Source organism: Micrococcus sp. PSi08 (assembly GCF_054960655.1).
Genome location: NZ_JBHNYP010000018.1, coordinates 37,704 through 58,660, shown reverse-complemented (window position 1 = coordinate 58,660; position 20,957 = coordinate 37,704). Strand labels below are relative to the sequence as shown.

Annotated in this window: 14 protein-coding genes; 4 read left to right on the top strand and 10 right to left on the bottom strand. The window is 74.3% G+C overall.

The features are described from left to right. Positions 1-105 precede the first annotated feature (105 nt). The 4 genes from tyrS to ACFI33_RS07790 all read right to left on the bottom strand — a co-directional run bounded on the left by tyrS (position 106) and on the right by ACFI33_RS07790 (position 6,763). A complete protein-coding gene (gene tyrS, locus ACFI33_RS07805) occupies positions 106-1,449 on the bottom strand; it encodes a tyrosine--tRNA ligase (RefSeq protein ID WP_078025586.1) in 1,344 nt (447 codons plus the stop codon). 69 nt (positions 1,450-1,518) lie between these two features. Continuing rightward, on the bottom strand, positions 1,519-3,807 hold the full coding sequence (locus ACFI33_RS07800; protein ID WP_063190211.1) for a HelD family protein: 2,289 nt from the start codon (positions 3,805-3,807) through the stop codon (positions 1,519-1,521). 168 nt (positions 3,808-3,975) lie between these two features. Then, entirely contained in the window at positions 3,976-5,436 is a 1,461-nt protein-coding gene (gene argH / locus ACFI33_RS07795) for an argininosuccinate lyase (protein ID WP_063190210.1), read from the bottom strand. Between the two features lie 85 nt (positions 5,437-5,521). Next, a complete protein-coding gene (locus ACFI33_RS07790) occupies positions 5,522-6,763 on the bottom strand; it encodes an argininosuccinate synthase (RefSeq protein WP_063190209.1) in 1,242 nt (413 codons plus the stop codon). Between the two features lie 623 nt (positions 6,764-7,386). On the opposite strand from ACFI33_RS07790, the gene rpf reads away from it, so the two are divergent. Further along, positions 7,387-8,346 carry a resuscitation-promoting factor Rpf gene (rpf, locus tag ACFI33_RS07785; protein ID WP_078025584.1) on the top strand — a complete coding sequence of 320 codons (960 nt, stop codon included), beginning with the start codon at positions 7,387-7,389 and terminating at the stop codon, positions 8,344-8,346. A gap of 114 nt (positions 8,347-8,460) precedes the next feature. Here rpf and argR read toward each other — a convergent pair whose 3' ends face one another. From argR to argC, 6 genes are read right to left on the bottom strand one after another with little or no spacing between them, the layout of a single operon-like run. Next, positions 8,461-8,949, bottom strand: a complete 489-nt coding sequence (gene argR / locus ACFI33_RS07780; protein ID WP_049147960.1) for an arginine repressor — start codon at positions 8,947-8,949, stop codon at positions 8,461-8,463. Beyond that, the gene (argF, locus tag ACFI33_RS07775; RefSeq protein ID WP_078025583.1) at positions 8,949-9,908 is read right to left on the bottom strand and encodes an ornithine carbamoyltransferase; all 960 of its coding nucleotides are present in this window, start codon (positions 9,906-9,908) and stop codon (positions 8,949-8,951) included. Before argF ends, argR begins: the two co-directional genes overlap by 1 nt. After that, complete coding sequence (locus ACFI33_RS07770) at positions 9,905-11,191, bottom strand: acetylornithine transaminase (protein ID WP_095346942.1); 1,287 nt, start codon at positions 11,189-11,191, stop codon at positions 9,905-9,907. Before ACFI33_RS07770 ends, argF begins: the two co-directional genes overlap by 4 nt. Further along, on the bottom strand, positions 11,188-12,174 hold the full coding sequence (gene argB / locus ACFI33_RS07765; protein ID WP_238692819.1) for an acetylglutamate kinase: 987 nt from the start codon (positions 12,172-12,174) through the stop codon (positions 11,188-11,190). Before argB ends, ACFI33_RS07770 begins: the two co-directional genes overlap by 4 nt. An 11-nt stretch (positions 12,175-12,185) precedes the next feature. Continuing rightward, positions 12,186-13,346, bottom strand: a complete 1,161-nt coding sequence (argJ, locus tag ACFI33_RS07760) for a bifunctional glutamate N-acetyltransferase/amino-acid acetyltransferase ArgJ (protein ID WP_078025582.1) — start codon at positions 13,344-13,346, stop codon at positions 12,186-12,188. Then, positions 13,343-14,383, bottom strand: coding sequence for an N-acetyl-gamma-glutamyl-phosphate reductase (gene argC, locus ACFI33_RS07755; protein WP_044659908.1), 1,041 nt, complete (start codon positions 14,381-14,383; stop codon positions 13,343-13,345). Before argC ends, argJ begins: the two co-directional genes overlap by 4 nt. A 102-nt stretch (positions 14,384-14,485) precedes the next feature. Between argC and ACFI33_RS07750 the strand changes: the two genes are divergently transcribed. From ACFI33_RS07750 to ACFI33_RS07740, 3 genes are all read left to right on the top strand, one after another. After that, positions 14,486-15,487, top strand: a complete 1,002-nt coding sequence (locus tag ACFI33_RS07750; RefSeq protein WP_044659907.1) for a quinone oxidoreductase family protein — start codon at positions 14,486-14,488, stop codon at positions 15,485-15,487. Positions 15,488-15,608: 121 nt separating this feature from the next. Further along, complete coding sequence (locus tag ACFI33_RS07745; protein ID WP_078025581.1) at positions 15,609-19,616, top strand: Pls/PosA family non-ribosomal peptide synthetase; 4,008 nt, start codon at positions 15,609-15,611, stop codon at positions 19,614-19,616. Further along, the gene (locus ACFI33_RS07740; protein ID WP_145950545.1) at positions 19,613-20,953 is read left to right on the top strand and encodes a M1 family metallopeptidase; all 1,341 of its coding nucleotides are present in this window, start codon (positions 19,613-19,615) and stop codon (positions 20,951-20,953) included. The genes ACFI33_RS07745 and ACFI33_RS07740 overlap by 4 nt, the downstream gene beginning before the upstream one ends. Positions 20,954-20,957 lie beyond the last annotated feature (4 nt).

The window sequence follows — 20,957 nt, the reverse complement described above, 5'->3', positions numbered from 1 at the left end:
CCGGGCCCGGTGCTCCTCCCGTGGGCGGTTCCTCCGCCGTCGCCGCCCGTCGTGTCCTCGGTCACTTCTGGCGACCCGGTGGACACCGGTGGTCTGCGGCCGTGGTCAGGCCTCCCCCAGGTCCGCACCCGCCATGTTCTTCTTGCCCCGGCGCACCAGCAGGTGCCGGCCGGCGAGGGCGTCGTCTCGGGTGAACACCTGGTCGGCATCCGTCACCCGCACGTTGTTCACCGACGCGCCGCCGTCGCGCACCGTCCGACGCGCCTCGGAGCGCGAGGCGACCAGCCCGGTGGAGACCAGCAGCTCGACCGCGGTCACGGTGCCCGGCTCCCCCTCCCACTGGGTCCGGTCGGCCTGCGGCAGCTCGGCCAGCACGGCGGTCAGCGTGTCCGGGTCCACCGTGGTGAGGTCGCCGCCTCCGAACACCGCCTGGGAGGCCTCGATGACCTTCGTCGTCGTCTCCTCTCCGTGGGCCAGCGCCGTGACCTCCCACGCCAGGCGCCTCTGGGCTTCCCGGCGGAACGGCTCGTCGGCCACCTTCTGCGCGTACTCCTCGATCTCCGCGCGGGTCAGGAACGTGAAGACCTTGAGCCGGTCGACGACGTCCGCGTCCGCCGTGTTGAGCCAGAACTGGTAGAAGGCGTACGGGGAGCACATCTCCGCGTCGAGCCAGACGGCGTTGCCCTCGGACTTGCCGAACTTGGTGCCGTCCGCGTTCGTGATCAGCGGCGTGCCCAGCGCATGGGCGTGGGTCCCCTCCACCTTGCGGATCAGCTCGGTGCCGGCGGTGAGGTTGCCCCACTGGTCGGAGCCGCCGGTCTGGAGGGTCACGCCGTGCCGGCGGTGCAGCTCGAGGAAGTCGTTGCCCTGCAGCACCTGGTAGGAGAACTCCGTGTAGGAGATGCCCTCATCAGAGTTCAGGCGCTTGGCCACGATCTCCTTCTTCACCATCGTGCCGACGCGGAAGTTCTTGCCGACGTCCCGCAGGAAGTCCAGCGCGCTCATGCCCGCGGTCCAGTCCAGGTTGTTGACCATGGTCGCCGCGTTCTCCCCCTCGAAGGAGAGGTACGGCTCGATCTGCGCGCGCAGCGACTCCACCCACGCCGCCACGGTCTCCTGCGAGTTCAGGACGCGCTCCGAGGTCTGCCGCGGGTCGCCGATGAGGCCGGTGGCGCCGCCCACGAGGGCATACGGGCGGTGGCCGGCGAGCTGCAGGCGGCGCAGTGTGAGCAGCTGGACCAGGTGTCCCAGGTGGAGAGACGGAGCGGTCGGGTCGAAGCCGCAGTAATACGAGACGGGCTCCCCGGCCAGCGCCTGTTCCAGCGCGGCCTCGTCCGTCGAGACGTGCACGAGCCCGCGCCAGCGCAGCTCCTGCCAGACGTTCTCGAAGCTCGGGTCGTTCGCCTGTGCGCGCAGTCGGGCCGCGCGCTCCTCGTTCTGGGGTGCCATAGCCCCCAGCCTAGCGACGCGCCCGCGCGCCTCCGCGACGCCGTGCACGTGCGACGTCGCCCGCGGGGCTCACTCCGGGACGTCCGCCAGCCCGGCCGGCAGCGCGGCCGCGTCCGTCCCGGCGACGACGGACAGCGACTGGGTGGCGCGGGTCATCGCCACGTACAGATCGCCCACCACGCCGCGCGCGTCGGCCACGATCCGCTCGGGCGAGACGAGCACGACGGTGTCGAACTCCAGCCCCTTGGTCTCCCACGGGGTGGCGACGACGATCTCGACGCCGGGCAGCGGCGCGGTGTCCACGGCCGCCTCCCCCCACCGCTCCCGGAGGGCCGTGAGCAGCTCCCCCGTCCGCTCGGCGGGGGCGATCACGGCGGTCAGGGCCTCGGGCACGCGGTCCCGCTCGACCTCGACCGCGTCGAGGGCCAGGGCCGCGACGTCCCCGCCCGGCTCCGTCACCAGGCGCGGGCGGTGGTCGCCCTCGCGCACGGCGCGCGGATGGGAGACCTCGAGCCCGGCCGCCCGTGCGACCTGCGCGGCCCAGCGCATCACGCGCGCGGGCGAGCGGTAGTTCACGGTCAGCTCTTCCAGGCGCCAGCGGTCCCCGAACTCCGGGGCGAGGACGGACGCCCACGAGCCGGCCGCGTCACGACGGGAGGACTGCGCGATGTCCCCCACGATGGTGAACGACTTCATCGGGCAGCGGCGCGCCAGCAGGCGCCACTGCATCGGAGAGAGCTCCTGAGCCTCGTCCACCACCACGTGCCCGTACGTCCAGGTGCGGTCGTGGGCCGCGGTCTCAGCGGTGGTCCGTCGCACCCCGCGTGCCTCATTGGCCGCGGCCAGCTGCTCGGCGTCCACGACGCCGTCGACGCCCAGGTCCGCGAGCGTCTGGTGCATGTTCTCCAGGGACGCCCTGGCGTTCTCGAGGTTGCGCTCGTGCTGGGCCGCGAACTCACCGCCCCGGCCCGGGGTCTCGAGGCGTCCGAGCAGCTCGGCCGCCTCGTCCAGCAGGGGCACGTCGGCCTCGGTCCAGGGGGCGTCGGCCGGCCGCAGGAGCGTGCCGACCTCGGCGTCGGAGAGCCACGGGGCCGCCGCCCGGAGCAGGTCCTCCCGGGTGAGGAGGTCGCCGATGAGCTTCTCCGGCGTCAGCGGCATCCAGCAGAGGTTGAGCGCGATGCGCACGTCGCGCGAGGTGCGCACGTCCTCCAGCAGGAGGTCACGCTGCACCGGGGCGCCCGAGGACTTCTCCAGCTTCTTGCGCAGCTTCTCCGCGAGCTCGCGGACGAGGATCTTCACGAACGTCACCCGGGCCTCGTTGTGGGGCTTGCGGGTGGCCCGTGCCTTGTCCCGGGCGCGCCGGACCATGGCCGGCTTGAGCTTGACGGCCGTGCCGTCGATCATCAGGCGCCGCGGCTCGACGAGCAGGCGCTGGCGCTGCGCGACCGCGTGGGCGACGGCGTCCACCATGTCCAGCCGGCCCTTCACCGCCGCCGCGTCGAGGTCCCGCTCCGGGACGGCCCGCACGCCCGGCATCAGCGTCCCCAGCGAGGACATCACGACACCCGTCTCGCCCAGCGAGGGCAGCACCCGCTCGATGTACCGCATGAACGCGGTCGAGGGGCCGACGATCAGCACGCCCGAGCGGGCGAGGCGCTCCCGGTGGGTGTACAGCAGGTAGGCGGCGCGGTGCAGGGCGACGGCGGTCTTCCCCGTGCCGGGCCCGCCCTGCACCACGACCGCCCCGGGCAGGGGCGCGCGGATCACCTCGTCCTGCTCCGCCTGGATCGTGGCGACGATGTCCCCCATCCGTCCCGTGCGTCGGGCGGTGACGGCGGCCAGCAGCGCACCCTGGGCATCGGCGCGCACGCCGTCCTCGCCCAGCAGCGTCGGGTCCAGGATGTCGTCCTCGAGGTCGCGCACCTCGCGCCCCCGCAGCATCAGGTGACGACGACGGCGCACGCGGCCCCGGTGGGCCGCCGTCGCCTGGTAGAAGGCGCCGGCCTCGGCCGCGCGCCAGTCGACGAGGAGGCGCTCGTGGTCCTCGGTGGTGAGGCCGATGCGCCCGATGTACCGCTGCTCGTCGGCCCCACCCTCCCGCTCGGCGTCGAGGTCGAGCCGGCCGAAGACGAGGCGGTCGTCCACGGCGTAGAGCTGGGCGAGTCGGTCCTCGTAGAGGCTGGCGAAGGCGTCGCGCTCGGAGTGGTTCTGCAGCGACCCCTGCGGGCCGGTCCGGCGCACGGCCGCGAGCTGGCGCTCCTTCTCCTCACGCAGGGCGTCGAGGCGGGCGTACCGCTCGGCGACCCGACCCCGCTCGAGGTCGAGCTCGGACTGGCGGACGGACACGGTATCGGTCATCGGGGGCCCTCGCGGTGCGGTGAGAGGCGGACCACGCTGCGGCCCGCCCGGCGGAAAAGTGACCACCCATGCTACGCCGACCGCGGTGAACGGCGGGTGACGCGGCGGTGCCCTGCCGGGCACCGCCGCGTCCGGCCCGGCCGACGCCGACTCGACCGGGCGACCGCGTCAGCGGGCGTCGACGACGGAGCCCGGCGTGTCGGCCCAGCGGCGCAGCGGTTCCAGGGCGTCCTCGAGCGCCCCGATCTGCGCCGCGACGGCCGTCGGCGCGGTCCCGCCCTGGGCGTCGCGAGAGGCGAGCGAGCCCTCCGTGCTGAGCACCTCGCGGACCTGCGGGGTCAGCGCCGGCGAGATGGCCGCGTACTCATCGTCCGTGAGGTCCCACAGCTCCACGCCCCGGGCCTCGGCCGCCTTCACGGCCTCGCCGGACAGCTCGTGGGCCTCGCGGAACGGGACCCCCTGGCGGACGAGCCACTCGGCGACGTCGGTGGCCAGCGCGAAGCCCTGCGGGGCCAGCTCCGCCATGCGCTCCGTCTGGAACTCGAGGGTGGCGATCATCCCGGAGACGGCGGGCAGCAGCAGCTCGAGGGTGTCCGCGGCGTCGAAGACGGGCTCCTTGTCCTCCTGCAGGTCGCGGTTGTAGGCCAGCGGCATGCCCTTGAGCGTGGCCAGCAGCCCCGTGAGGTCGCCGATGAGGCGGCCGGACTTGCCGCGGGCCAGCTCGGCGACGTCCGGGTTCTTCTTCTGCGGCATGATCGAGGACCCTGTGGAGTACGCGTCGTGCAGCGTCACGAAGCCCGCCTCCTTGGTGGCCCAGAAGATGACCTCCTCCGAGATGCGGGACAGGTCGACGCCGACCATCGCGGCGACCCACGCGAACTCCGCGTACACGTCGCGGGCGGCGGTGCCGTCGATCGAGTTCCACACGGCCGACTCGAAGCCGAGCTCGGTGGCCACGGCGTTCGGGTCCAGACCCAGGGAGGAGCCTGCCAGGGCCCCGGAGCCGTACGGCGAGACGGCCGCGCGCGCGTCCCAGTCCACGAGCCGCTGCAGGTCCCGCGCGAACGCCCAGGCGTGCGCGAGCAGGTGGTGCGAGAGCAGGACGGGCTGCGCGTGCTGCAGGTGGGTGCGGCCCGGCATCGGCGCGTGCGGGTGCGCCCGCGCCTGATCGAGCAGCGCGTCCACCGTGGCGATCACGCCCCGCGCGATGATGCGGGCGTGGTCGCGCAGGAACATCCGGCCGAGGGTGGCGACCTGGTCGTTGCGGGATCGGCCGGCCCGCAGGCGGCCGCCGAGCTCGGGACCGGCCCGCTCGATGAGGCCGCGCTCGAGCGAGCCGTGCACGTCCTCATCGGACGCCGCCGGGGTGTAGGCACCGGAACGCACGTCCGCCTCGAGACGGTCGAGGGCCGCGATCATCCCGTCCAGGTCGTCCGCACTGAGCAGACCGGCGGTGTGCAGCACCCGGGCGTGGGCACGGGAACCCGCGATGTCATAGGGCGCCAGGCGCCAGTCGAAGTGCGTTGACTTGCTGAGCGCGGCGAGCGCCTCGGAAGGGCCGCCGGCGAAGCGGCCGCCCCACAGGGCGCCCTCGTTGGTCCCGTGGCGGGCATCGGTGTTCTCGGTCATCGAAGGTCTCCTCGAGGTCGGTGACAGGCCGACGGCGGCCGGCCCGGTCGCGGGCGGGCCGCCGTCGTGCACGGGGCGTGCGGGGTCAGTCGTTGGACAGGCGGGCGACGTCCTGGAGGTCGTCGCTGCCGCGCAGGCGCTGCTCGCGCTCGGAGGCCGTCTTCGCGGACAGGCCGAAGATGTCGATGAACCCGCGGGCCGAGGACTGGTCGAACGAGTCGCCCTCGTCGTACGTGGCGAGGTTGAAGTCGTACAGGCCGGTCTCGGACCGGCGACCCTGCACCGTGGCGCGGCCGCCGTGGAGCTCCAGGCGGATCTCACCGTTGACGTGCTCCTGGGTCGCGTCGATGAACGTGTCCAGGTTCCGCTTCAGCGGGGAGTACCACTGGCCGTCGTAGACCAGCTCGGTCCACCGCTGGTCCACATGCTTCTTGAAGCGCGCCTGTTCACGCTCCAGGGTGACGTTCTCGAGCTCACGGTGGGCCGCGATCAGCGCCATGGCCCCCGGTGCCTCGTAGATCTCGCGGGACTTGATGCCCACGAGGCGGTCCTCGACGATGTCGATCCGGCCCACGCCCTGGGCACCGGCCCGGCGGTTGAGCTCCTCGATGATCTCCAGCGGGCTCAGCGCGCGGCCGTCGAGGGCCGTGGGGACGCCGCGCTCGAAGGCGATCGTGACCACGTCCGGCGCCGGCGGGAAGGCGGGGTCGTCCGTGTAGTCGTAGACGTCCTTCGTGGGGCCGTTCCAGATGTCCTCGAGGAAGCCGGTCTCGACGGCGCGGCCCCACACGTTCTGGTCGATCGAGAACGGGTTCTTCTTGGTGGTGACGATCGGCAGGTCGTTGCGCTGGGCGTACTCGATGGCCTTCTCACGGGTCAGGGCGAGGTCGCGCACCGGGGCGATGCACTTCAGGTCGGGCCCGAGGGTCTGAATGGAGACCTCGAAGCGGACCTGGTCGTTGCCCTTGCCGGTGCAGCCGTGCGCCACCGTCGAGGCGCCGAACTGGCGGGCCGCCGCGACCAGGTGGCGGGAGATCACCGGGCGCGAGATCGCGGAGACCAGCGGGTAGGCGTCCATGTAGAGGGCGTTGGCCTTGAGCGTGGGCATGCAGTACTGCTCGGCGAACTCGTCACGCGCGTCGGCGACGTAGGCCTCGACGGCGCCGCAGTCCAGGGCGCGCTGGCGGATCGTCTCGAGGGACTCGCCCCCCTGGCCCACGTCGACCGCGACGGCGACGACCTCGGCGCCCGTGGCCTCGGCGATCCAGCCGATGGCCACCGAGGTGTCCAGGCCGCCCGAGTAGGCAAGGATGATGCGTTCCTTCACGTTTTCTCCTCTTTATATAGGGGGGGTCTCCCAGCGCGGCACGTGGCCGTCGGAGGCGTGCTCGGTGGCGATCCTACCCGGATCTTGAATAAATATGCAACTGACGGAATATCAGCTCCCGATGGCCCCTGTGCAGCCCCTCTGCGCCGACAGCGACGGCCACGGGCGACCATCGCTCCGCCCTCGAATCCCGGGTCGAACGCGACTCAGGTCACGGCCTCGGCCGTCGATCGTGACCTTCGCCCATGCCCCTGTGACGGAGGTTGTCCACACCGGCGGATCAGACACCATGACAGCAAATCCGACCAGTAGCGTGCATTTCATCCACGCGCCCACGACTCTAGGGATCGATTCGTCACCCGTTCTCAAATTTCAGACAGACGGGCAAGAATCCGTCGACCCATGATTTGACGCGAGGGGGGCTCCCGTCGTTGACTCTTCCGTAGCCGATTCGTGATCGAACCGTGATCTGACCGAGAGGTCGGGGACGGGGAGGCCACGACATCGAACCCCCTCCGACGGTCGCCCGCTGCTGGGTCGTCTCGAACCGACGGAGGGCATGACCCGACCAAGGAGAAGGACGACCCCGGTGCGCCTCGGCCGCCGATCAGCGAGGACTCGCCATGGACACCATGACTCTCTTCACCACTTCCGCCACCCGCTCCCGCCGTGCCACCGCCTCGATCGTCGCGGGCATGACCCTCGCCGGCGCCGCCGCCGTGGGCTTCTCCGCCCCGGCCCAGGCCGCCACCGTGGACACCTGGGACCGCCTCGCCGAGTGCGAGTCCAGCGGCACCTGGGACATCAACACCGGCAACGGCTTCTACGGCGGCGTGCAGTTCACCCTGTCCTCCTGGCAGGCCGTCGGCGGCGAGGGCTACCCGCATCAGGCCTCGAAGGCCGAGCAGATCAAGCGCGCCGAGATCCTCCAGGACCTGCAGGGCTGGGGCGCCTGGCCGCTGTGCTCGCAGAAGCTGGGCCTGACCCAGGCTGACGCGGACGCCGGCGACGTGGACGCCGCCCCGGTCGCCGTGGAGCGCACCGCCACCGTGCAGCGCCAGTCCGCCGCGGACGAGACTGCTGCCGACCAGGCTGCGGCTGAGCAGGCTGCTGCCGACCAGGCCGCGGCTGAGCAGGCTGCTGCCGACCAGGCCGCGGCCGAGCGCTGGGCCGCCAAGCAGGCTGCTGCCGACCAGGCCGCCGCCGAGCGCTGGGCCGCCAAGCAGGCTGCTGCCGAGCAGGCCGCCGCCGACAAGGCTGCCGCCCAGCGTGCCGCCGCCGCGGAGAAGGCTGCCGCTCAGAAGGCCGCTGCCGCTGAGAAGGCCGCCGCTCAGAAGGCTGCCGCCGCGGAGAAGGCCGCCGCTCAGAAGGCTGCCGCCGCGGAGCAGGCCGCTGCCGCGGAGCAGGCCGTCGTCGCCGAGGCCGAGACCATCGTCGTCAAGTCCGGTGACTCCCTCTGGAAGCTCGCCAACGAGTACGAGGTGGAGGGTGGCTGGACCGCCCTCTACGAGGCCAACAAGGGCGCCGTCTCCGACGCCGCCGTGATCTACGTCGGCCAGGAGCTCGTCCTGCCGCAGGCCTGAGACGCCTGACCGGTCCCCCGGACCGGTACCACACGAGGAAGGCCCCCGCCGTCGGCGGGGGCCTTCCTCGTGCCTGGTGCCCGTCACCCGCGCGGGCGGGGCCGGACGGGTCGGTTAGCCCGCCAGACCCAGCAGGTGGGCCGCGACGGCCGGGGCGGACGTGGTCCCCGTGGTGATGAGGAGGATGGTGTCGTCGCCGGCGATCGTGCCCATCACGTGCTCCACGCGCGCCTGGTCGATCACGCTGGCCAGGAACTGCGCCGCACCCGGGGGCGTGCGCAGGACCACGAGGTTCGCCGTGGGCTCGGCGGAGACGAGCAGCTCGCGGGCCATGCTCGCCAGCCGGTTCAGCTGCGCGTCCGAACCGCGGCCCGGCACGGCGCCGTCGTCGCCCTCCGCCGGCAGGGCGTAGACCATGCCGGCCGGCCCGCGCGTCCGCACCGCGCCGAGGTCCACCAGGTCCCGCGAGAGCGTGCCCTGGGTGACGGACAGCCCGCGATCGCCCAGGGCGTCCGAGAGTTCGGCCTGGGAGCGGATGCCCCGGGTGGCCAGGATCTCCCGGATCGCGGCCTGACGGGCGATCTTCGTCGTGGGGGCGGCCATCAGCGCGGCTCCTCGGCCAGGCCGGAGCGGTACAGCAGCCAGGCGATGAGCGCCTTCTGCGCGTGCAGCCGGTTCTCGGCCTCGTCGAACACCACGGACCGCGGCCCGTCGATCACCTCGGCCGTGACCTCGTAGCCCCGGTACGCGGGCAGGCAGTGCAGGAAGATCGCGTCGTCGGCCGCCCGCGCCATCGCGGCGGCGTCCACCTGGTAGTCCCGGAACAGCGCCAGGCGGGCCTCCTTCTCCTCCTCCTGGCCCATGGACACCCACGTGTCGGTCACGACGACGTCCGCGCCCGCCAGGGCCTCGGCCGCGTCCGTCGTGACGAGGACGGAACCGCCCGTCTCCGCCGCCCGCTGTCGAGCGGCGGCCACGACGTCCTCGGCAGGCAGGTGCCCCTCGGGGCCGGCGACCCGCACGTGCATGCCGGCCGTCGCGCAGCCGAGCAGATACGAGTGGGCCATGTTGTTCGCCGCGTCCCCCAGATACGTCAGAGTGCGGCCCGCCGTGCCGCCGAGGTGCTCGCGCACCGTCAGCAGGTCGGCGAGGATCTGACAGGGGTGGTAGTCGTCGCTGAGCGCATTGACCACGGGCACCGAGGAATGGGCGGCCATCTCCTCGAGACCGGCCTGCGCGAACGTGCGCCAGACGATGACGCCGACCATCCGCTCCAGCACGCGGGCCGTGTCCGCCACGGACTCCTTGTGGCCCAGCTGCGACTCCCCCGGGTTCACGATCAGCGGCGTCCCGCCGAGCTCGGCGATGCCGGCCGCGAACGAGACGCGGGTGCGCGTGGAGGTCTTGTCGAAGAACACGATGCCGGTCCGGGGCCCGGCCAGCGGGCGGTGCCGGAACCGGTCGGCCTTCATCTGCGCGGCGAGGTCGAGCACCTCGGCCTGCTCGGCCGGGGTGAGGTCCGTGTCCACCAGGAAGTGGCGGACGGCGGCAGCGGGGGTCATGGGCGGTCTCCTTCGGCGGGGGTCAGGGCGGCGGCCACGAGCCCGGGCAGGGCCGCGGCGAAGCGCTCGAGCTCGGCCACGGGCACGGTCAGCGGCGGGGCCAGGCGCAGGGTGGAGGGGCCGGTGGCGTTGAGGATCCAGCCCGCCTCGAGGCCGGCGGCGACGACGGCGGGGGCCAGCCCGCCGGCCGGGGCCGGTCCCGCGGGGTCGGCCAGGTCGACGCCGATCCACAGGCCGTGACCGCGGACCGCGGCCACCTCGGGCAGGTCCTCCAGCAGGGCGGCCACGGCCTCGCCCGCGGCGCGGACGTGGCCGAGCAGGCCCTCGTCCTCGACGGTCTGGAGCACGGCCAGGCCCGCGGCGGTGGCCAGGGGGTTGCCGCCGAACGTGGTGCCGTGCTGGCCGGCGGTGAGCAGCCCGGAGACGGCGGGGCCGACGCACACGAGCGCCCCGATCGGCACGCCGCCGCCCAGTCCCTTCGCCAGGGTGAAGGCGTCGGGCACCACCGGCTCGGCCGCCCCGGTGACGGCCGGGTTCTGGAAGCCGAACCACGTGCCGGTGCGTCCCACGCCGGACTGCACCTCGTCGAGGATCATCAGGGCGCCGGCCTCGCGGGTCGCGGCCCGCACCTCGGCCAGGTAGCCGGCCGGCCAGCCGTGCACGCCGGCCTCGCCCTGGACCGGCTCGAGGATGACGGCGGCGACGGTGGCGCCGTCGTCGTCCGGGGCCAGGGCCGCCCGCAGGGCCGCGGCGTCCCCGCCCGGCACGTGCTTCACGCCGCCGGGCAGCGGCTCGAAGGGCGCCCGGTAGGCCTCCTTGTGCGTGAGCGCGAGGGCGCCCATCGTGCGGCCGTGGAAGGCCCGCTCGAGCGCGATCACCCGCGTCCGGCGGCCGGACGGGTCGTCCGCACCGTGGCGGCGGGCGAGCTTGAACGCGGCCTCGTTGGCCTCCGTGCCGGAGTTCGCGAAGAACACGGTGGAGCCCGCGGGCGCGCCGGCCAGCTCCAGCAGGCGCTCGGCCAGGCGGATCTGCGGCTCGGAGGTGAAGAGGTTGGACACGTGGCCGAGCGTGGCGACCTGCTCGGACACCGCCCGCACCAGCGCCGGGTGGCCGTGGCCGAGCGCGTTCACGGCGATGCCGGCCAGCAGGTCCGTGTAGCGCCGGCCGTCGGCGTCCCACACGTGGACCCCCTCGCCGCGCACGAGCACGCGGGTGGGGCGGCCGAAGACTCCGGTCAGGGCGGCGTGGTAGCGCTCCAGCAGCGCGGACTGGTCGGTGCTCATGCGTCCTCCTCGGGGGTGGTCGGGGCGGTGGGCTCGGCGTCGGGCACCACCTGGGTGCCGACGCCCGCAGAGGTGAAGACCTCGAGCAGCATCGAGTGGGGGCGGCGGCCGTCCACGACGTGGGCGCGCTGCACGCCGGCGTCCACGGCCGCCAGGCACGCGGCCATCTTCGGGATCATCCCGGAGGCCAGGGAGGGCAGCAGCGCGCGCAGCTGGGCGGCGGTGAGCGAGCTGATGAGGGAGTCGCGGTCCGGCCAGTCGGCGTAGAGGCCTTCGACGTCGGTGAGCAGCACGAGCTTCGCGGCGCCGAGGGCGGCGGCCAGGGCCGCGGCGGCGGTGTCCGCATTGACGTTGAGGACCTGCCCGGTGGGCTCGCCGTCGTCGTTGATCTCGGGGGCGACCGACGAGACCACGGGGATCCGCCCGGACTCGATCACGTCGAGGATCGCGGTCGGGTCGACTCCGGTGACCTCTCCCACGAGGCCGAGGTCCACCTCCTGGCCGTCGACGACGGCGCCCGTGCGGCGGGCGCGCAGCAGCCCCGCGTCCTCGCCGGAGAAGCCGACGGCGTACGGGCCGTGGGAGTTCACGAGGCCGACCAGCTCGCGGCCCACCTGTCCCGTGAGCACCATGCGGACCACGTCCATGGCCTCCTCGGTGGTCACGCGCAGGCCGCCGCGGAACTCCGAGGCGATGCCGAGGCGGTCGAGCATCGCGTTGATCTGCGGGCCGCCGCCGTGCACCACCACGGGGTGGACCCCCACGTGGTGCAGGAACACGATGTCCTCGGCGAACGCCCGGCGCAGCTCCTCCGACACCATGGCGTTGCCGCCGTACTTGACGACCATGACGGTGCCGGCGAACCGCCGGATCCAGGGCAGGGCCTCGACGAGGACCTCCGCCTTGGACTCGGCGCGGTCGAGCCGGTCCGCGGTGGACAGGACGGGCGCGGCCGCCGTGGCCGGATCGGTGTGCGGGGTCATGCTGGGGGTCCTCACGTGGAGTAGGCGGAGTTCTCGTGGACGTAGTCGTGCGTCAGGTCGTTGGTCCAGACCGTGGCCTCGGCGTCGCCGGCGTGCAGGTCGACCTCGACGAGCACCTCGCGGGCCGTCAGGTCCACGCGGGAGCGGTCCTCTCCCACGCCGGAGGCGCGGCACACCTGGACGCCGTTGAAGCGCACGTCGAGGGCGTACGGGTCGAAGGCGGCGACCGACTCCGGGACCGTGCCGACGGCGGCGATCACGCGTCCCCAGTTCGGGTCCTGGCCGAAGATCGCGGTCTTGAACAGGTTGGAGCGGCCGACAGCGCGCGCGACGGCCTCGGCCGCCTCCTCGGTCTCGGCGTGGACCACGCGCACGGCGATGTCGTGCCGGGCACCCTCGGCGTCGGCGACGAGCTGGCGGGACAGGTCCGCGCAGACCTCGTGGAGGGCCGCGGCGAACGCCGCGGGCTCGGGCGCCGTCCCGGACGCGCCCGAGGCCAGCAGGATCACGGTGTCATTGGTGGACATGCACCCGTCCGAGTCGACCCGGTTGAAGGTGGCGCGCACGGCCTCGCGCAGGGCCGCGTCGAGGGCGGGGGCGGGGACGTCGGCGTCCGTGGTGATGACGCTGAGCATCGTGGCCATGCCGGGTGCCAGCATGCCCGCCCCTTTGGCCATGCCGCCCACGGTGAAGCCCGCGCCGCGGGCCACGGCGGTCTTGGCCACGGTGTCCGTGGTCTTGATCGCGACGGCGGCGTCCTCGCCGCCGTCCGGACTGAGGGCGGCGACCGCCTCGGCCACGCCCGCGGTGAGCGTGTCCATCGGCAGGCGCTCGCCGATGAGGCCGGTCGAGCAGACGAGCACGTCGTCGGCGGCGGTTCCGAGGGCGGCGGCCGCGTGCTCGGCGGTGCGACGGGCGTCCTCGAGGCCCTCGGCGCCGGTGGCCGCGTTGGCCCCGCCGGAGTTCAGGACGACCGCGGTCGCGCGGCCGTCCCGCACGGCGCGGCGGGTCCAGACCACGGGGGCGGCCGCCACCCGGTTCTCGGTGAGGACGGCGGCCGCCGCGTCGCGCGGGCCCTGGTTGACGACGACGGCGACGTCGGGCGTGCCCGAGGCCTTCAGCCCCGCGGTGACGCCGGCCGCCCGGAACCCCTGTGCTGCGGTGACGCTCACGGCGCGACCCCCTGCTGCTCGAGCCCCGCCTGCTCCGGCAGGCCCAGGGCGATGTTCATGGACTGCACGGCGCCGCCGGCCGTGCCCTTGGTGAGGTTGTCGAGCACCGCGCAGACGATCACGCGGCCGGCACGCTCATCCACGGCGAGCTGCAGCTGCACGTGGTTGGAGCCGAGGACCGCCTTCGTCGTCGGCCACTGCCCCTCGGGCAGCAGGTGCACGAAGCGTTCGCCGCCGTAGGCCGCGGCCCATGCCGCGCGCACGTCCGCGGCGGCCACGCCGGGGCGCAGCCGCGCCGTGGCCGTCGCGAGGATGCCGCGCGGCATCGGCGCGAGCGTGGGCGTGAAGGAGACGCGGACCGGCTCGCCGGCCGCCTGGGCCAGGCCCTGCTCGATCTCCGGGGTGTGCCGGTGCCCGCCACCGACGCCGTACGGGCTCATCCCGCCCATGACCTCGGCGCCGAGCAGGTGCGGCTTGAGCGCCTTGCCCGCCCCGGAGGTGCCCGAGGCGGCGACGATCACCACGTCCTGCGGCTCGAGCAGCCCCGCGGCGAAGCCGGGCGCGAGGGCGAGGATCGAGGTGGTCGGGTAGCACCCGGGGACGGCGATGCGGCGGGTGCCGGCGAGTCGCTCACGCTGACCGGGCAGCTCGGGCAGGCCGTAGGGCCAGGTCCCGGCGTGCGCGGTGCCGTAGAAGGCCTCCCAGTCTGCGGCTGACTCGAGGCGGTGGTCGGCGCCCGCGTCGATCACCAGGGTGTCCGGGGATCGCTCTGCGATCTCGGCCGCCAGCGCCCCGGAGGCCCCGTGGGGCAGCGCGAGGATCACGACGTCGTGGCCGGCGAGGACCTCCGCGGTGGTCTCGGCGAGGACGCGGTCCGCCAGGGCGTGCAGGTGCGGCTGGAGAGCGCCGAGGCGCTCCCCCGCGTTCGAGTGGGCCGTGATGGCTCCGACGGTGACGGACGGGTGGCCGGCGAGCAGGCGCAGGGCCTCTCCCCCGGCGTAGCCGCTGGCTCCGGAGACGGCGACGGTGTGGGTCATGGCTTCATCCTAGCGCAGATATGCGTTGCACCGAATATCTATGCGGCGCCTCGGGTCCCCCGGGCCGGGCCGGATGGCCCGGCCCGCTCCTAGAGTGGGGCCATGACCACTGCGAACACCCCCGCCGTCCCCCGCACCCACCACGCCGTCGTCGTGTCCGCCACGGGCGGCCCCGAGGTCCTGCAGTGGACCGAGACGGAGGTGCCCTCCCCCGCGCCGGGGCACGTGCTGGTGCGGACCGCCGCGGCGGGCCTGAACTTCATCGAGACGTACCAGCGCTCCGGGGTCTACACGATGGACCTGCCCTTCACCCCCGGTACGGAGGGCTCCGGCGAGGTCGTCGCGCTCGGCGAGGGCGTGGACGCCGGGCTCCTGGGGGCCCGTGTCGCCACCGCGACGGCCACCGGTGCGTACGCCGAGCACTTCACCGCCCCCGCGGATCGTCTCCTCACCGTCCCGGAGGGCATCGACCTGGCCGAGGCCGCCGCCCTTCCGCTGCAGGGCATGACGGCCCACTACCTCTGCCGGTCCACCTTCCCGGTGGAGGAGGGCCACACGGTGGTCGTGACGGCCGGTGCCGGCGGGGTGGGGCTCCTGCTCACCCAGCTCGCGACGGCCCGCGGCGCCCGCGTGGTCACCACGGCGTCCACGGAGGAGAAGCGGGAGCTGTCCCGGGGCGCGGGCGCCGTTGCCGCGGTGGACTATCCGGACCTCGCCGCCACGGTGGCGGAGCTGACGGACGGCGAGGGCGCGCACGTCGTGTACGACGGCGTGGGGAAGGACACCTTCGACACCTCGCTCGAGGTGCTGCGCGTGCGCGGCACACTCGTGCTCTTCGGCGGGGCCTCCGGGCAGGTGCCCCCCTTCGACCTGCAGCGGCTCAACGCGGCCGGCTCGCTGTACGTCACCCGGCCCTCGCTGGTGCACTACACGCGCACGGGCGAGGAGACCCGCTGGCGTGGTGGAGAGGTGTTCGGGGCGTGGGCCTCCGGCGAGCTCGACGTACGGATCGGCGAGCGCTTCCCGCTGGCGGACGCGGCCGCCGCGCACGCCGCCCTCGAGTCCCGGTCGACGACGGGCAAGGTGCTGCTCACCCTGTCCTGAGCCGGACCCGCCCGGTGCCTTCCAGGCGCCCCGCGCGGCCGCGGGCGGGGCATAGAATGTCCCGCTGCGGCCTGGTCCGCGTCCGACCCTCGGTTTGCCGCTCACACCCCCGGAGGCCCCTGTGTCCCTTTCGTCCGCCGCGCCCACCCCGCCCTCCGTCCCCCTCGACCCCGCGGGCGCGCCGCATCGGCCGCAGCTGCCCGGCTCCGAGCGCACCCCGCCCGCCCGGACGCTCGTGGAGCTCTTCGACGCCACGGCGCGCGAGCACCCGGACGCGACCGCCCTGGACGACGGCGTCGAGCCGCTGACGTACGCGGAGCTGCGGGAGCGCGTCGACGAGACCGCCCGCCACCTGTGGGCCGCCGGCGTGCGGGCGGGAGACCGGGTCGGCGTGCGGATCGCCTCGGGCACGGCCGCGCTGTACGTCTCGATCCTCGGCGTGCTCGCCGCCGGCGCGGCCTACGTCCCCGTGGACGCGGACGATCCGGAGGAGCGCGCCCGCCTCGTGTTCGGCGAGGCGAAGGTGGCCGGCGTCCTCACCGACGAGCGGGTCTACGCCCCGCACCCCGAGCACACCGCGGACCCGGCCGCGGAGGCCCGCGCCCCCGGGCTCGAGGACGACGCGTGGATCATCTTCACCTCTGGCTCGACGGGCACCCCCAAGGGCGTGGCGGTGAGCCACCGCTCGGCCGCGGCCTTCGTGGACGCCGAGGCGCGGATCTTCCTGGCGGACGATCCGCTCGCCCCGGGCGACCGCGTGCTGGCGGGACTGTCCGTCGCGTTCGACGCCTCGTGCGAGGAGATGTGGCTCGCCTGGCGTCACGGTGCGTGCCTGGTCCCGGCCCCCCGCTCGCTCGTGCGCTCCGGCATGGACCTCGGCCCGTGGCTCGCCGAGCGGCGCATCACCGCCGTGTCCACCGTGCCGACCCTCGCCGCGATGTGGCCCACCGAGGCCATGGACAACGTCCGGCTGCTGATCTTCGGCGGCGAGGCCTGCCCGCCCGAGCTCGCCGCGCGCCTGGCGGAGGACGGCCGCGAGGTCTGGAACACCTACGGCCCCACGGAGGCCACCGTCGTCGCGTGCGCGGCCCCGCTCACGGGTCTCGGCCCGGTCCGCATCGGCCTGCCCCTGGACGGCTGGGACCTGGCCGTCGTCGACCCGCAGACCACGCTGCCCGTGGCCGAGGGCGAGACGGGCGAGCTGATCATCGGCGGCGTCGGCCTGGCCCGCTACCTCGACCCGGCCAAGGACGCCGAGAAGTACGCCCCCATGCCCTCCCTCGGCTGGGAGCGTGCCTACCGCTCCGGTGACCTCGTGGTCTTCGAGCCGGAGGGCCTGCTGTTCGTCGGCCGCGCCGACGACCAGGTGAAGCTCGGCGGCCGCCGCATCGAGCTCGGCGAGGTGGACGCGGCCCTCCAGGCCCTGCCCGGCGTCCACGGCGGCGCCGCGGCCGTGCAGACCACCCCGGCGGGCCACCAGATCCTCGTCGGCTACCTCGTCCCCGCGGACCCCGAGGCCGAGCTCGACCTGCACATGGCCCGCGAGCACCTCGCGGCGGAGCTGCCGGCCGCACTCGTGCCCCGGCTGGCCGTCGTGGACTCCCTGCCCACGAAGACCTCCGGCAAGGTGGACCGCCACGCGCTGCCGTGGCCCCTGCCCGGCGCCGAGGTGGACGAGGACGCGCCCCCGCCGGACGAGGACACCGCCGACGGCTGGGTGCTGCGCCAGTGGGCGGACGTGCTCGGCGCGCCCCCCAAGGACGCCGACACCGACTTCTTCGAGGCCGGCGGCGGCTCGCTCGCCGCTGCCCAGCTCGTGGCCCGCCTGCGCCTGCGCCACCCGGCCGTGACCGTCCAGGACGTCTACCGCAACCCCACCGCCGGGGCCCTCGTGGCCGCCGTCGTGGGCGACGACGGCCCCCGCGGCATCGAGGTGCACGACCGGCACGTCGACCGCACCCGCCACCGCACCCAGTGGGTCCAGACCCTCGTGGGACTGCCCGTGTTCGTCCTGCCCGCCCTGCGCCTGGGCGTGTGGACCGGCCTGGCCCTGAACCTGCTGACGCTCTCCGGGCTCGCGCCCGGGCTGCCCACCGTGCCGTGGTGGGTGCTGATCGTGGCCGGCCTGCTGGTGGTGACCGTGCCCGGCCGCATGCTGCTCACCGCCGCGACGGCCCGGCTGCTGCTGCGCGGCGTGAGCCCCGGGTCCTACCCACGCGGCGGCCGCGTCCACCTGCGCCTGTGGCTCGCCCAGCAGATCAGCGACCTCGTGGACCCCTATTCGCTGGCCGGCGCCACGTGGGTGCCCGCCTACGCGCGGCTGCTGGGCAACCGGATCGGCAAGGACGTGGACATGCACACCGTGCCACCGGTCACCGGCATGCTCACGGTCGAGGAGGGCGCCGCGATCGAGCCCGAGGTGGACCTGTCCGGCTACTGGGTCGACGGCGACGTCGTCCGGCTCGGCGAGGTGCGCATCGGCGCGGACGCCGTCGTGGGCGCCCGCTCCACGCTCCTGCCGGGCGCCCAGGTCGGCGCCGGGGCGCACGTCGAGGCCGGGTCCACCGTCGCCGGGCGGGTGCGCGGCGGCCAGCGCCACGCCGGCTCCCCCGCCGTCAAGGTGGGCAAGGTGAAGTCCCGCGGCCCCGCCGAGGCGCCGCGGGAGACCCCGGGCTGGCGCCTGATGGCGACCGTCCTCTCGACCCTCATCTCCCTCCTTCCGCTCGTCTCCGCCGCCGCGGCGGCCGCGGTGGCCGCGTGGTCGCTGACCTGGTGGCCGCCGGCCCCGGAGGCGGGGCCGCTGGCCGCCGTCGGGACCACCGCGGCGCGCCTGCTGGCCGCAAGCCCCCTGGTGGCCGGCGTCTGGTTCCTGACCCAGATGCTGCTCGTGCTCGTCACCGTGCGCCTGCTCGCGCTCGGCATCACGGAGGGGCACCACCCCGTGCGCTCCCGGGTCGGCTGGCAGGTGTGGGCCACCGAGCGCGTCCTCGACGCCGCCCGCGACCAGCTGTTCCCGATCTACGCCTCCCGCTTCACGCCGACGTGGCTGCGCCTGCTGGGCGCCGAGGTGGGCCGCGGCGTCGAGGCCTCCACCGTGGTGCTCCTGCCCTGCATGACCCGCGTGGGCGACGGCGCGTTCCTCGCCGACGACACGATGGTCTCCTCCTACTCCCTCGACGGCGGGTGGATGCACGTGGCCCCCGCGAAGGTCGGCAAGCGCTCGTTCGTGGGCAACTCCGGCATGGTGCCCGGCGGCCGCACCCTGCGCCGCGACTCGCTCGTGGCGGTGCTGTCCACCACCCCGGCCAAGACCAAGGCGGGCACGTCCTGGATGGGCTCCCCGCCCGTGCGCCTGCGCCGCAACGAGGTCACCGCAGACGCCGCCCTCACCTACGACCCGCCGGCCCGACTCAAGGCCGCCCGCACCGCCTGGGAGCTGCTGCGCGCGATCCCGGTGTGGCTGCACGTGGCCCTGTCCCTCGCCGTCGGCGCGACGCTGGCCGCCCTCATCGCGGTCGGCACGTGGGCGCTGGCCTTCGTCCTGGGCGGCGTCGTCCTGCTCGCGGCCGGCGCGGTCGCGGCGAGCCTGACCGTGCTCGCCAAGCGGGTCTTCGTCGGCCGGATCCGCGCGGGCGAGCACCCGCTGTGGTCCTCGTTCATCTGGCGCAACGAGGTCGCGGACACCTTCACCGAGTTCCTCGCCGCCCCGTGGTTCAGCCGGGCCGCGGCCGGCACCCCCGCCCTGGTCTGGTTCCTGCGCGCGATGGGCGCCCGCATCGGCCACGGCGCCTGGGTCGAGTCCTACTGGCTGCCCGAGGCCGACCTCGTGGAGCTCGGCGACGGCGCCACCGTGAACCGCGGCTGCGTCGTCCAGACCCACCTGTTCCACGACCGCGTGATGTCCCTGGACGCCGTCGTCCTGGAGGACGGCGCCACCCTCGGCCCCCACTCCGTGGTGCTGCCCGCCGCCCGCCTGGGCCGCGGCACCACCGTCGGTGCCGGGTCCCTCGTGATGCGCGGCGAGGAGCTGCCCGCCGGCACGTGGTGGCTCGGCAACCCGGTCTCCCCGTGGCGTCGTCCCGACGGCGACCCCGCCGCCGCGGCCACCCCCTCCCGAGAGGAAGCATGAGCACCGATCCCTACGTCCCGGGCGTCGGCACCGACGCCGCCACCGTCGAGCACATCGCACTGGACCTCGACGTGCGCCTGGCCGCGAACCGGGTCTCCGGCACCGCCGTCCTGCGCGTGCGCCTGACGAAGCAGAGCCGCCGCATCGAGCTGGACCTGTACCGGCTGCGCGTGTCCCGGGTGGACGCCGTCGTCGACGGCCGCGCCGTCGCCTCCTCGTTCACCCAGCCGGGCCGCGCCCCGAGCCGCCTCGTCGTCGACCTGGACGAGAGCCGGCCGGAGGGCACGCTCGTGGAGCTGACCGTGGTCTACGCGGGCACGCCCACGCTGCGGCGCAGCCCGTGGGGCACGATCGGCTGGGAGGAGCTCACGGACGGCGTGCTCGTGGCCGGGCAGCCCCACGGCGCCTCCACGTGGCTGCCGTGCGTGGACTCCCCCACCTCCCGCTCGACGGCGGAGATCACCCTCACCTGCGACGCGGGCTACCTGCCCGTCGCCAACGGCGTGGGCGCGCCCGTGCGCACGCGCGGCTCGCGGGTCACGTGGCGGTGGCGGCTCGACCAGCGCGTGCCCGCCTACCTGCTCAGCGTGCAGATCGGCCGCTACCGGCTCGTGGACGCCGCCCCTCCCGCCGAGGGCCTGCCGCCGCTGCGCCTCGTGGTCTCCCCGCGGACCGAGCAGCGGGCCCTCCGGGCCCTTGCCCCCCAGCCGGCCATGATGGCCACGTTCATCGACGCCTACGGGCCATACCCATTCGAGGACTACACCGCGGTCGTGGCCGACGAGGAGCTCGAGATCCCGCTCGAGGCCGCGAGCATGTCGCTGTTCGGCACCAACCACCTGGACGGCTCGTGGGAGTCCGAGCGGCTGATCGCCCACGAGATGTCCCACCAGTGGTTCGGCAACGCCGTGACCCTGGGCCGCTGGTCCGACCTGTGGCTGCACGAGGGCTTCGCCTGCTGGTCCGAGTGGCTGTGGGCCGAGGCCTCGGGGCGGTCCAGCATCACCTCGATGGCGCGGCGGGCCTGGCAGAAGCTGGCCGCGCACCCGGTGGAGCAGGCGCTGGCCGAGCCCGGGCCGGAGGAGATGTTCGAGGACTGGGTGTACAAGCGCGGCGCGCTCACCGTGGAGGCGCTGCGGCACCTGCTGGGCACGGACCTCTTCGGCTCCATGCTGCGCGCCTGGGTGCGGGAGCACCGGTTCGGCACCGTCGACTCCCTGGGGCTGCGCACGCACGTGCACGCGTGGGCCCCGCACGCCGGGGTGAGCCGAGCGCAGGTGGACGAGCTCTTCGACGCGTGGACGCTGCGGCCCGAGCTGCCGCCGTTCCCGGGCTGAGGCG

What these genes read in the sequence shown, in the direction of transcription:
- tyrS (WP_078025586.1), bottom strand. Translation starts at nt 1,449, where the DNA reads ATGGCACCCCAGAACGAGGAGCGCGCGGCCCGACTGCGCGCACAGGCG.
- ACFI33_RS07800 (WP_063190211.1), bottom strand. Translation starts at nt 3,807, where the DNA reads ATGACCGATACCGTGTCCGTCCGCCAGTCCGAGCTCGACCTCGAGCGG.
- argH (WP_063190210.1), bottom strand. Translation starts at nt 5,436, where the DNA reads ATGACCGAGAACACCGATGCCCGCCACGGGACCAACGAGGGCGCCCTG.
- rpf (WP_078025584.1), top strand. Translation starts at nt 7,387, where the DNA reads ATGGACACCATGACTCTCTTCACCACTTCCGCCACCCGCTCCCGCCGT.
- argR (WP_049147960.1), bottom strand. Translation starts at nt 8,949, where the DNA reads ATGGCCGCCCCCACGACGAAGATCGCCCGTCAGGCCGCGATCCGGGAG.
- argF (WP_078025583.1), bottom strand. Translation starts at nt 9,908, where the DNA reads ATGACCCCCGCTGCCGCCGTCCGCCACTTCCTGGTGGACACGGACCTC.
- ACFI33_RS07770 (WP_095346942.1), bottom strand. Translation starts at nt 11,191, where the DNA reads ATGAGCACCGACCAGTCCGCGCTGCTGGAGCGCTACCACGCCGCCCTG.
- argB (WP_238692819.1), bottom strand. Translation starts at nt 12,174, where the DNA reads ATGACCCCGCACACCGATCCGGCCACGGCGGCCGCGCCCGTCCTGTCC.
- argC (WP_044659908.1), bottom strand. Translation starts at nt 14,383, where the DNA reads ATGACCCACACCGTCGCCGTCTCCGGAGCCAGCGGCTACGCCGGGGGA.
- ACFI33_RS07750 (WP_044659907.1), top strand. Translation starts at nt 14,486, where the DNA reads ATGACCACTGCGAACACCCCCGCCGTCCCCCGCACCCACCACGCCGTC.
- ACFI33_RS07740 (WP_145950545.1), top strand. Translation starts at nt 19,613, where the DNA reads ATGAGCACCGATCCCTACGTCCCGGGCGTCGGCACCGACGCCGCCACC.